At 71.5% G+C, this 11,126-nt stretch carries 10 protein-coding genes; 6 read left to right on the top strand and 4 right to left on the bottom strand.

Going from position 1 to position 11,126, the window contains the following annotated elements:
• A partial coding sequence (locus tag KME77_RS28850; protein WP_246610921.1) for a (2Fe-2S)-binding protein occupies nucleotides 1–300 on the top strand: 300 nt, incomplete at its 5' end.
• Nucleotides 301–302: 2 nt separating this feature from the next.
• Nucleotides 303–2,498 (top strand): xanthine dehydrogenase family protein molybdopterin-binding subunit, encoded by a 2,196-nt coding sequence (locus tag KME77_RS28845; RefSeq protein WP_372451240.1) that lies wholly within the window; start codon nucleotides 303–305, stop codon nucleotides 2,496–2,498.
• Between the two features lie 127 nt (nucleotides 2,499–2,625).
• On the opposite strand, the gene KME77_RS28840 is transcribed toward KME77_RS28845, so the two are convergent.
• On the bottom strand, nucleotides 2,626–3,384 hold the full coding sequence (locus KME77_RS28840) for a DeoR/GlpR family DNA-binding transcription regulator (RefSeq protein WP_308250955.1): 759 nt from the start codon (nucleotides 3,382–3,384) through the stop codon (nucleotides 2,626–2,628).
• Between the two features lie 259 nt (nucleotides 3,385–3,643).
• Between KME77_RS28840 and KME77_RS28835 the strand changes: the two genes are divergently transcribed.
• From KME77_RS28835 to KME77_RS28825, 3 genes are read left to right on the top strand one after another with little or no spacing between them, the layout of a single operon-like run.
• Complete coding sequence (locus KME77_RS28835; RefSeq protein WP_219472338.1) at nucleotides 3,644–4,936, top strand: extracellular solute-binding protein; 1,293 nt, start codon at nucleotides 3,644–3,646, stop codon at nucleotides 4,934–4,936.
• Between the two features lie 2 nt (nucleotides 4,937–4,938).
• A complete protein-coding gene (locus tag KME77_RS28830) occupies nucleotides 4,939–5,850 on the top strand; it encodes a carbohydrate ABC transporter permease (RefSeq protein ID WP_246610920.1) in 912 nt (303 codons plus the stop codon).
• The gene (locus tag KME77_RS28825; RefSeq protein ID WP_219472332.1) at nucleotides 5,847–6,659 is read left to right on the top strand and encodes a carbohydrate ABC transporter permease; all 813 of its coding nucleotides are present in this window, start codon (nucleotides 5,847–5,849) and stop codon (nucleotides 6,657–6,659) included. The genes KME77_RS28830 and KME77_RS28825 overlap by 4 nt, the downstream gene beginning before the upstream one ends.
• A 200-nt stretch (nucleotides 6,660–6,859) precedes the next feature.
• Here the strand turns inward: KME77_RS28825 and KME77_RS28820 are convergent, their stop codons facing one another.
• From KME77_RS28820 to KME77_RS28810, 3 genes are read right to left on the bottom strand one after another with little or no spacing between them, the layout of a single operon-like run.
• The gene (locus KME77_RS28820; protein ID WP_219472329.1) at nucleotides 6,860–8,095 is read right to left on the bottom strand and encodes a metal-dependent hydrolase family protein; all 1,236 of its coding nucleotides are present in this window, start codon (nucleotides 8,093–8,095) and stop codon (nucleotides 6,860–6,862) included.
• Nucleotides 8,092–8,667, bottom strand: coding sequence for a GAF domain-containing protein (locus tag KME77_RS28815; RefSeq protein WP_219472326.1), 576 nt, complete (start codon nucleotides 8,665–8,667; stop codon nucleotides 8,092–8,094). The genes KME77_RS28820 and KME77_RS28815 overlap by 4 nt, the downstream gene beginning before the upstream one ends.
• Nucleotides 8,664–10,034 carry an MFS transporter gene (locus tag KME77_RS28810; RefSeq protein ID WP_219472324.1) on the bottom strand — a complete coding sequence of 457 codons (1,371 nt, stop codon included), beginning with the start codon at nucleotides 10,032–10,034 and terminating at the stop codon, nucleotides 8,664–8,666. Before KME77_RS28810 ends, KME77_RS28815 begins: the two co-directional genes overlap by 4 nt.
• Nucleotides 10,035–10,175: 141 nt before the next feature.
• Between KME77_RS28810 and KME77_RS28805 the strand changes: the two genes are divergently transcribed.
• Entirely contained in the window at nucleotides 10,176–11,066 is an 891-nt protein-coding gene (locus KME77_RS28805; RefSeq protein WP_219472321.1) for a MurR/RpiR family transcriptional regulator, read from the top strand.
• Nucleotides 11,067–11,126 lie beyond the last annotated feature (60 nt).

Below are 11,126 nucleotides of genomic sequence, written 5' to 3'. Positions count from 1 at the left end.
GCCGGTCAGGCCGACGGCGCCTCGGTGGTGACCGTCGAGGGCCTGGCCGGCGACGGGCAGGGCGATGATGGGCAGGGCGACGGGCTGCATCCGGTGCAGCGGGCGTTCGTGGACGCGGGCGCGGTGCAGTGCGGCTTCTGCACGCCCGGCCTGGTGGTCGCCGTGCACGACCTGCTGGCCCGCTGCCCCGATCCGGGCGAGGCGGAGATGCGCGAGGCGCTGGCGGGGAACCTGTGCCGCTGCACCGGCTACGAGAAGATCTTCGACGCCGTACGCCTGGCCGCGGGGCGAGCCCGATGACCATGACCCGCCCGGGCACCCGCGACGGCGTCGGCGCCTCCGCGCAGCGTCCCGACGCCGCGGCGAAGGTGCGCGGCGACTTCGTCTACTCCTCCGACCTCTGGCACGACCGGATGGTGTGGGGCGCGACCGTGCGCAGCCCGCACCCGCACGCCCGCCTGCTGTCGATCGACGCCGGCGAGGCGCTGGCGCTACCGGGCGTCCACGCGGTGCTGACCGCCGCCGACGTGCCGGGCCTCAACCGGTACGGGCTCGAACGCCGCGACCAGCCCGTCCTGGCCGAGGACCTGGTCCGTTACGCCGGCGAGCCGGTCGCCGTCGTAGCCGCCGACACGCCGGAGCTGGCCCGCCGCGCCGCGGAGCTGGTCCAGGCCGTCTACGAGAAGCTGCCCGCGCTGACCGACCCCGAACGGGCCCTGGACTCCCCCGGCGTGCACGAGGGCGGGAACCTGGTCAAGCACCTGCGCATCCGCCGCGGCGCCGTGCCCGAGGCGGACGTGGTGGTGCGCGGCGAGTACGAGGTCGGCATGCAGGACCAGGCGTTCCTGGGCCCCGAGTCGTGCCTGGCGGTGCCGGGCGAGGAGAGCGGGGTGGATCTGTTCTGCTCGACGCAGTGGCTGCACATCGACCAGGACCAGCTGGCCGGCTGCCTCGGCCTGCCCAAGGAAGAAGTGCGGCTGACGCTGTCCGGGGTCGGCGGGGCGTTCGGCGGTCGCGAGGACCTCAGCGTGCAGGCCCACGCCTGCATGCTGGCGCTGCGGCTGGGCCGGCCGGTGAAGATGAGCTACGGCCGCGAGGAGTCGTTCTCCGGCCACGTGCACCGGCATCCGGCCAGGATGCGCTACGAGCACGGCGCGACCCGCGACGGCCGGCTGCTCTACGTCAAGGCCGACATCCTGCTCGACGGCGGCGCCTACGCCTCCACCTCGGCGGCCGTCACCGGCAACGCGGGCTGCTTCGCCATCGGCCCGTACGAGGTGCCCGCCGTCGAGATCGACTGCCGTTCGGTCTACACCAACAACCCGCCCGCCGGGGCGATGCGCGGCTTCGGCGCGGTGCAGGTGTGCTTCGGCCACGAGTCGCAGATGGACAAGCTGGCGGCGGCGCTCGGCCTGGACCCGGTCGAGCTGCGGCTGCGCAACACCGTGGACACCGGCTCGGTGATGGCGACCGGGCAGCGGGTCGAGGGGCCCGCGCCGGTGGCCGAGCTGCTGCGGCGCGTCGCCGCCAAGCCGCTGCCCGCCTCCGGCGAGCTGCTGCCCGGCGGCACGTCGAACTCCACGCGCGCCGACGGGCTGCGGCGCGGCGTCGGGTACGGGCTGTCGGTCAAGAACATCTGCAAGTCCGCCGGGTACGACGACTACGGCACGGCCCGGGTCCGGCTGTACGCGCAGGGCGGCGAGGTGTACGCCGAGGTGCACACGGCGGCGGCCGAGGTCGGCCAGGGCCTGGTCACCGTGCAGGCGCAGATCGTCAGGACCGAGCTCGGCGTCGAGCACGTCACCGTCCTGCCCGCCGACACGGGCGTCGGCGACGCCGGGACCTCCTCGGCCTCGCGGCAGACGTGGATGTCGGGCGGCGCGGTGCGGGCGGCCTGCGTGGCGGTGCGGGAGCGGCTGGAGGAGCGGGCGGCGGGCCGGATCCTGTCCACCGCCGAACTGCTCGGCGACGAGGACATCGACGAGACGGCCGTCTTCCGGCACCGGCGGACCGAGCCGCTCGACCCGGAGACCGGCCAGGGCGACGCGCACGTGGCGTACGCGTTCGCCGCGCACCGGGCGGTCGTGGACGTCGATCCCGAGCTCGGCTCCGTGCGCGTGGTGGAGATCGCCTGCGCCCAGGACGTCGGCAGGGCGATGAACCCGGCCGCCGTCGAGGGGCAGATGCACGGCGGCATCGCGCAGGGGCTCGGGCTGGCGGTGATGGAGGAGGTGGTGGTGCGTGAGGGCCGGATACTCAACCCGTCGTTCACCGACTACCTGATCCCGACCACGATGGACATGCCGCCGACCGTGCTGGACATCCTGGAGTACCCCCGGCCGGACTCCCCGTACGGGCTGACGGGGGTGGGCGAGCCGCCGCTGCTGTCGGCCCCGGCGGCCGTCGCGGCCGCGATCAGGGCCGCCGTCGGCGGCGCGATCGACCGCATCCCGGCCACACCGGAGGCCGTCGCCCGGGCGGCGGGCCGGCTGGGGTAGGTCCCTTGCGGCGGGTCAGGTGAATCAGGTCGCTTGAGGCGGGTCACTTCCGGCGGGTCACTTTCGGCGCCTCACGTGAGGCAGGTCACGTGAGGCAGGTCACGTGAGGCAGGTCACGTGAGGCAGGTCACGTGAGGCGGGCCACCTCGACGTTGTGGTGCCGGTCGCGCAGCCGCCGCACGGCCTCCGGCGGCGCGCCCGCGTCCACCACGATGACGTCGAACTCCTCCAGCGGCGCCACCCGGTGCAGCGCCACCCGGTCGAGCTTGGTGTGGTCGACGGCCAGGATCCGCCGGGTGGCCGCCGCCAGCATGGCCCGCTTGACCAGCACGATCTCCTGCTCCTGGTGGAAGGCGTGCCGGTCGGAGATGGACGAGGTGGACACGATGACGGTGTCGGTGTTCATGGCCTCGACCGCGTCCACGCAGCCGACGCCGAGGAACGAGTCGTGCGTCGGGTGGTACTCGCCGCCCAGGACGATGAGCCGGATGCCGGGAACGGGGGCGAGCAGCCGGATGGCCGCCAGGAAGTTCGTCACCACGGTCAGCGGCGTCACCCCGGCGAGGCGGCGGGCGACGGCCAGCGCGGTCGTCGAGTCGTCGATCATGACCGAGCCGCCGGGTTCGAGCAGGCCGGTCACGTGGCGGGCGATCGCCTCCTTCTCCGCGGTCTGGGCGGTCAGCCGGTAGGCGATGTTGCTCTCGAACACGCTCGACGCCTGCGCGCTCGCCCCGCCACGGTATTTGCGCACCATGCCCTGCGACTCCAGCTCGTCCAGGTCGCGGTGGACGGTCATCACACTCACCTGGAAGACCTCGGCCAGCTCGGCCACCGAGGCCGAGCCGTGCCGCATGAGATGTTCGGCCATCGCCTGACGTCTGGTCACCTGCCGATCCGGATGGTGCCGTGTTATCTCCCGCACTCCCTCCCTCATCTTCCCCTGCGTCTTCTCCCCCGCCGCTCTCACCTGCTCTCCCAGCGTCGATGCCTGCGAATCGTAGCGCGGGCCGCACCCTTGACACTCCGGCGGAACGGCTCGTAGTCTCCTCGCACCTTCACAATTTCACACGTTCTAGCGTTAGATATAACGCATTAAAACGTTCGCATGGCCTCGGGGAGCCTCCGATCACCCAGGAGACAGAGCAATGAGCGAGCTGCGTGACGCCAGGCTGAGCCGCGTCCAGTTCTTCCGCATGATGGGTGGTCTGGCGGTGGCCGCCGCGGCCGCCGCCTGTTCCACCAAGCCCGAGACCACCGGCAGCGTCAGTCAGGGGACCCAGCTGCGGTTCGTCGGGGTGGCCGACCAGAAGGCCCCCATGGACGAGCTGGTGGCGGCCTACAAGCAGGCCAGGCCCGGCGTCACGCTGGCCACGTCGTTCGCGCCGACCGACCAGGTCCAGACGTCGGTGCGCACCCAGCTCGGCGCGGGCAACGCGCCCGACCTGCACGTGGTCTACCCGGGCAGCGGCAGCGCGATGTCGATGACCCAGATCGCCGGGGCCGGGCTGCTGGCCGACCTGTCCGACCAGGCCTGGACGCGGACGATCCCGACCGGCTTCAAGCCCGCCTTCCAGAAGGACGGCAAGACCTACATCTACTCGGCCGGCTCCTCGGTCATCGGCGCGATCTACAACAAGAAGGTCTTCCAGGAGGCGGGGATCGACGGGCCGCCGACCACGTGGACCGAGTTCCTGGCGCTGTGCGACAAGCTGAAGAAGGCCGGCACGACGCCGATCGCGCTGGGCGCGCAGACGCCGTGGGTCACCCAGCTCATCACGTACGCGCTGGTCCCCTCGACCGTCTACGCCAAGGACCCTGCGTTCGACGACAAGCAGGCGGCCGGCCAGGCCAGCTTCGCCCAGTCGGGCTGGCGCGAGGCCATGGACATGTACCTGGAGCTGCAGAAGCGCGGCTTCTTCAACGACAAGCCGAACGGCACCACGTTCGAGCAGCAGATCTCCATGGTGGCCACCGGCAAGGCGGCCATGGCGGTCCAGGTGTCGGCGGTGCTGCCCGACTTCCGCAAGGCCGCCTCCAGCCCGGATGACCTGTCGATGTTCCCGCTGCCCGGCGCGGACGACGCGGCCCAGGTGTGGATCCCGGCCGGGGTCGTGGTCGGGCTCGGCGCGGGCGCCAAGGGCAAGAACCTGGCCGAGGCCAAGGCGTTCATCGACTTCCTGGGCAAGCAGGAGAACATCAACCGCTGGGCCAAGGCCATCGCCGCCATCCCGCTCACGCAGGACGCGAGCTCCACGATCGACCCGGCCGTGCAGTCGTTCCTGCCGTTCACCAAGGACAAGGCGGTGCCGTTCATGGACCAGCGGTGGCCGAACGCCGAGGTGCAGCCGGTCCACTTCGCGGTGATCCAGGACCTGCTGGCCGGCAAGATCAAGGTGGACGAGGCGCTGAAGAAGATGGACGAGGCGTACGCCAAATGACGATGACCGCCACGCGCGCGGGCACGACCGCGCGACGCAGGCCGGGCCGGCGGCGGATCGCCACGCTGTCGCCGTCGTGGCTGTTCGCCGCCCCGGCCCTGGTGGTGTACGCGGCCGTCGTGCTCTACCCGAGCGTGGCGGGCACGCTGTACGCCTTCACCGACTGGAGCGGCATCGGCGCGGACCGGTCGTTCATCGGCCTGGAGAACTTCCGCGCGATGCTCCACGACGACCAGGCCATGGGCTCGATCGGCAACACGCTGCTGCTGACGGTCGCCGTCGTCGTCGTGCAGAACGGGGTGGGCCTGCTGCTCGCCCTCGGCGTGCACGCCAAGCTGCGCAGCCGCGCGCTGCTGCGGGTGGTCTTCTTCGCGCCGGTCGTGGTCAGCCCGGTCATGGTGGCGTTCCTGTGGAAGTACATCTACAACCCCGACCCGTCCGCCGGGCTGAACGGCCTGCTCGGGCTGCGCGTGGACTGGCTCGGCGACCCGTCGCTGGCGCTGTGGTCGATCGCGGGCACGGTGGTGTGGCAGTACGCGGGCTACTCGATGGTCATCTTCCTGGCCGGCCTGGAGGGCGTGCCGAAGGAGCTGCACGAGGCGGCCATGATCGACGGGGCGGGCGCGTGGCAGCGCTTCCGGTACGTCACGTGGCCGCTGCTGGCCCCGGCGGTGACGGTGAACCTGATGCTGTCCACGATCGGCGGCCTCAAGCTGTTCGACCAGGTCTTCGCGGCGACGAACGGCGGCCCCGGCTACGCCACCGAGACGCTGTCGACGGTGCTGTACAAGCAGGCGTTCGTGTTCGGCAAGTTCGGCTACAGCACGGCGGTCGCGCTGGTGCTGGCGATCTTCGTGGCGGCGGTGTCGCTCGTGCAGATCCACTACACCCGTGGCCGGGAGGTGGCCCAGTGAGACGGACGTTCCTGCTGGAGATCGTCATGATCGTGGTGGCGGTGGCGTTCCTGTTCCCGGTGTACGCGCTGGTCACGCTGTCGCTGAAGGACCCGTCGCAGATCGCCCGGACCCCGCTGGCGCTGCCCGCCCCGCCGACGGGCGACAACTTCGCCAAGGCGTGGTCGGCGGCGGCGCTGGGCCCGTCGCTGATGAACAGCACGGTGATCACCGCGGTCAGCCTGGTCGCGCTGATCGCGCTGGGCTCGTTCGCCGCCTACTACCTGGCCAGGGCCAAGAGCCACCTCGGGTACGGGCTGTACGTGCTGTTCCTGCTGGGAATCGTGCTGCCCTTCCAGCTCGGGATGATCCCGCTCTACCAGCTCGTGACCGACCTGGGGCTGATCGGGACGCACGCCGGGATGATCCTGTTCTACACGGGGATCCAGCTCCCGTTCACGGTGTTCCTCTACACCGGGTTCATCCGCGCGCTGCCCCGCGAGTACGCCAGCGCCGCCCAGATCGACGGCGCCTCGCACCTGACGGCGTTCACCAAGGTGGTCTTCCCGCTGCTGCGGCCGATCACCGGCACGGTGCTGATCCTCAACGCCGTCTTCATCTGGAACGACTTCTTCACCCCACTGCTCTACCTGGGCGGCTCCGGGTACGAGACGGTGCCGGTGAGCGTGTTCGCCTTCGTCGGGCAGTACGTCTCCGACCACGGCCTGGTCTTCGCCGGGCTGGTGCTGGGGGCACTGCCGATCGTGGTGCTGTTCCTGCTGCTGCAGCGGTACGTGATCAAGGGCTTCGCCAGCGGCCTCAAGGGCTGACCTCGTATCCGCCGACCCTGACCACAGGCCCCGTCACTGACCACCCGCCCGCCGCTCACCACAGACCCGGCACCCGACCACGCACCCGCCGCCGACCATGGGGCCGCTACTGACCACGCACCCGCCGCCGACCACGGACCCGGCATTGACCACGGGGCTGCCGACGACCATGGGGCCGCTGACCACGCACCCGTCACCTACTACGGGCCGTCGCTGGCCGCGCGTCCGTCACTTACCACGCGCCCGTCCTGGACGACGTGGCGGATGTGCTTGGGCTCGGCGAGGACCCCCAGGTCCTGGAGGGGATCGCCGTCGAGCACGAGCAGGTCCGCCCTGGCGCCCACGTCGAGCGTGCCGATCTCGCCGGACATGCCGGCCAGCTCGGCGGCGTTCACGGTGGCGGCGCGCAGCACGTCGATCGGCCGCTGCACCTCGCCGCGCAGCCGGAACTCTTGGTTCTGGTGCCGATGCATGCCGCCCAGCAGGTCAGTGCCGTACACGAGCCGGACGCCGGCGCGGGCGGCCTGCTCCAGCGCGCGCAGCCCGGCCTCCAGGACCTCGTCCACCTTGCGCCAGCTCGACTCCGACAGGCCGAACGTCCTGCCCTCCTCCTTGAGCGCCCAGTAGGTGACCAGCGTCGGCACCAGGTGGGCGTCACGCTCCAGGAACAGCTCCACGCTGCGGTCGTCGATCAGGTTGCCGTGCTCGACCGACCGCACACCCGCCTCCAGTGCCCGGTTGACGGCGCGGGCGGTGTAGGCGTGCGCGGCGACGTAGCGGTTGGCGGCCCCGGCCTCCTCGACGGCCGCGCGCAGCTCGTCCATGGAGTACTGGGTGGAGTCGATGCGGTCGGTGGGCGAGGCGACGCCGCCGGAGGCCATGACCTTGATGTGGTGGGCGCCCTTGCGCAGCTCGTCGCGGGCCGCCGCGCGCACCGCGTCCACGCCGTCGGCGACCCGGCCCAGACCGGCGCAGCACGGATGGTCGTCGCTGTCGCGCTGGCCGCGCGAGCGCTGGTCACCGTGGCCGCCGGTCTGGCTCAGCGCCTTGCCGCAGAACAGCAGGCGCGGGCCGCGGATCAGGCCCTCCGCCTGCGCGTCGCTGAGCCCGTAGTCGGCACCGGACAGGTCGCGGACCGTGGTGAAGCCACGATCCAGCATCCCGCCCATGATGCGGGCGCTGTGCGCGGCGACGTACGCCGGGGACATGGCGCCGATCCCGGCGAGGTCGGCGGTGAGGGCGGTGACGTGCACGTGCGCGTCGATCAGGCCCGGCACGACCACGCCACCTGCGACGTCGACCACGCGCGCCCGGTCGGGCGCGGTCAGGCCGGCGCCGGTCTCGGCGATGCGGCCATCCTCGCAGCGCAGGTCGCCTTCGGCGTACTCGCCGGTGGCGACGTCGAGGATCAGGGCGTTGCGCAGCAGCAAGGTCACGGGTTGTCTCTTCCTCTCAGCGCCGGTACGGCTTCTCTCAGGGCGGGCACGGCCAGCGGCGCGAGCGAACGGGCGAGCTCCACCGACTCCTCGTCATAGGCGCCCTCGGCGTCAAGGATGTTGAGCACCCCGAGCACCTCACCACCCAGCACCTCGCCACCGTCCACGGCCTTATCCACGGCCCCGTCTCGGTCTCGGTCTCGGTCGGCGGCCCCAGCCCGGTCCACGAGCCCGTCACGGTCCCTGTCCACGGCCCTGTCTCGATTCCGGTCCACGACGGGGACGTTGATGACGGCGCCGCAGCCCAGGCTCTCGATCAGCTCGTGGTCGGCGAAGATCTCCCGCACGGCGGCGCGGTCGGGGCCGAGGTACGGCTCGCGTCCCTCGATGCACGTGCTCAGCCACCCCTGGGCGACCTCGACGGTCTTCTCGCCGCCGACCGGGTACTGCTCGGGGTGGCTGCTGTGCACCCGGCGCAGCGCCCGCCGTTCCGGGATCCACGCGAGCACGGTGAACAGCCGCACCCCGATCGTCTCCCGGATCTTCTCCTCAAGCTCCTCGAACTCTCTCACTTGGTCACCTCCACGGGCTCGGTCAGGTCCTCCAGCGAGCGCCCGGCCGTGGACAGGCCGAAGACGATCACGCAGATCACCCCGGCCACCAGCACGGCCGTGGTCAGGCCGAACACCCCGGCGAAGCCGAGGCTGGCCGCCGACAGGCCGATGATCGTGGGCGCCAGGATGCTGCCGACCCGCCCGAACGCGCTGGACAGCCCCGTGCCGGTCGCCCTGATCCAGGTCGGGAACACCTCGGGCGTGTAGGAGTAGACGCCCGCGTACGTGCCGTTGAGGAAGAACGACAGCACCGCGCCCGCGACCGTGATGGAGACCGGCGTGTCCATCTGTGACAGCCAGAACGCGCTGACCGCCGAGCCCGCCAGGTAGAGGGCGATCGTGTTCTTGCGGTCCAGCCGCTCCGACAGCCACGCGGCCGAGAAGTAGCCGGGGATCTGCGCCAGGTAGATGATGATCGAGAACTCGAAGCTCTTGGTGACCGTGATCCCGCGCCCCACCAGCAGCGTCGGGATCCAGGAGAAGAACCCGTAGTACGAGAACGTGATCACGAACCAGATCAGCCAGATGACGGCCGTCCGTTTGGCCATGACCGGGCTCCACAGGAACTTCAGCGCGCTGACCAGGTTGACCGCGGGGGTGGCCGTCGAGGGCGGCGCGGCGCTGGTCTCGGGCACGGGCGGCAGCGGCCCGGTGGCCTGCTCGACGCGGCGCTCCATGTCGGCGACCACCGCCTCGGCCTCGGCCTCGCGGCCCTGCTGGAGCAGGAAGCGCGGCGACTCCGGCAGCGAGCGCCGCCACCACAGCAGCATCAGCACCGGCACCGCCGTGAGGAGCTGCGCGACGCGCCAGCCGTTGTCCATCGTCGGCACGATGAAGCGGCCGATCAGCGCCGCCATGACGAACCCGAACGAGAAGAAGCCGGCCAGCGCCCCGATGAACCATCCCCGGCGCTTGGCCGGGACGAACTCGGACAGGAACGGCGCGATGATCGCGCTCTCGGCTCCCGCGCCCGCCCCCGCAAGCACACGGGAGCCCAGGAACGCCTCGTAGTTGGGGGCGAAGGCCGCGATCACCGAGAAGAAGGCGTAGAAGGCGAGCGCGTACATCATCACCTTCTTGCGCCCGATCCGGTCGCCGAGCAGCCCCGCGATGCACGCACCGAACAGGAACCCGAACGGCGTCGCCGACCCGATCAGCCCGAGCTGGCCGTCGGTGAGCCCCCACGCCTCCCGCGCGCTGGGCAGCAGGAAGGCGACCACGGCGCCGTCCATGCCGTCGAAGGTGTAGCCGAAGCCGCCGATCAGGAGCAGGAGGTAGTGCGGACGGCTCAGCGGGAGCCTGTCCAGTCGGGCCAGCAAGGTCATGGCACACACCTTCCCAGGGTCGCGGCCCTGCAAAAACGATTGCAGGCAATGTATGCTGCAAATCCTCCTATATGCAATATTTGTTGCAAGTCATCTGCGTGTCGAGCGCGTAGCATGTGTGCCTGCGACGGAGGTGATCATGTGACCGAGCACGCCGCGGACAGCTTCGAGGACTGGCTGCGCGCCCGGACGCCCGAGCGCGGGCTGCGCCCGAAGTCGGCCGCCGTGCTGCAGATCCTGCTCTCCCACCCGCGCCGGGCCTCCTTCGGCACGGCCGCCGAGCTGGCCCAGTTCGCCGGCGTGAACGTGGCCACCGTGACCCGCACCGCGCAGGCGCTCGGCTTCGCCGGCTGGCCCGCCCTCCAGCAGGAGCTGCGCGCCCGCTATTTGTCCTCGTTGAGCGCGCCCCAGGTGGCGGCCGAGCACAGCGGCGACGGCTCGCCCAGCTCCCGTTCGCTCCGCCGCGACCTCGACAGCCTCGCGCTGCTGCACCGGCGGCTGGACGAGGGCGCGATGCGGGCCATCGCCGAGGCGGTCGCCGCCGCCCGCCGTACGGTGATCGTCGCCGACGGCAGCTACGCGGCGGTCGGCATGGCGCTGGCCCACAACGCCCGCCTGGCCGGCTACCCCGTCGCCGCCGTGACCACCGGGGACGCCGAGCTGGCCAACACCATGTCCGCCATCGGGCCCGGCGACGTGCTGATCGCGATCAGCTTCTGGCGCCTGTACGAGAGCACGGTCCTGGCCGCCAACGAGGCCCGCGCCCGCGGCGTGCGCGTGTTCGCCCTGACGGACGCCGCCAGCCCCGCCCTGGCCGAGGCCGCCGAGCGGGTCGTCATGGTGCCCGCCGAAGGGGTCGCGTTCTTCCCGTCGCTGACGGCCGGGATGGCGGTCGCGCAGGCGCTGGTGACGCAGCTCGCGGCGGTGGATCCGGCTCGTACGGCCGCCTCGATCGAGGCGGCAGAGAGCATGTGGACCAAGTTCGGTCTCCTGCACCGCCGTCCCTCCCCACCCACCACCCCCACCACCTGACGTTGGGCACCCGAGGCCGGCCCCCCTCACGCCACGCGTGCTCAAGGGGTGGCGGGGCTC

Origin of the sequence: Nonomuraea rhizosphaerae (assembly GCF_019396405.1) — a bacterium.
GTDB lineage: Bacteria > Actinomycetota > Actinomycetes > Streptosporangiales > Streptosporangiaceae > Nonomuraea > Nonomuraea rhizosphaerae.
This window is presented reverse-complemented; position numbering and strand designations above follow the sequence as displayed.

What these genes read in the sequence shown, in the direction of transcription:
- KME77_RS28830 (WP_246610920.1), top strand. Translation starts at nt 4,939, where the DNA reads ATGACCGCCACGCGCGCGGGCACGACCGCGCGACGCAGGCCGGGCCGG.
- KME77_RS28810 (WP_219472324.1), bottom strand. Translation starts at nt 10,034, where the DNA reads ATGACCTTGCTGGCCCGACTGGACAGGCTCCCGCTGAGCCGTCCGCAC.
- KME77_RS28835 (WP_219472338.1), top strand. Translation starts at nt 3,644, where the DNA reads ATGAGCGAGCTGCGTGACGCCAGGCTGAGCCGCGTCCAGTTCTTCCGC.
- KME77_RS28845 (WP_372451240.1), top strand. Translation starts at nt 303, where the DNA reads ATGACCCGCCCGGGCACCCGCGACGGCGTCGGCGCCTCCGCGCAGCGT.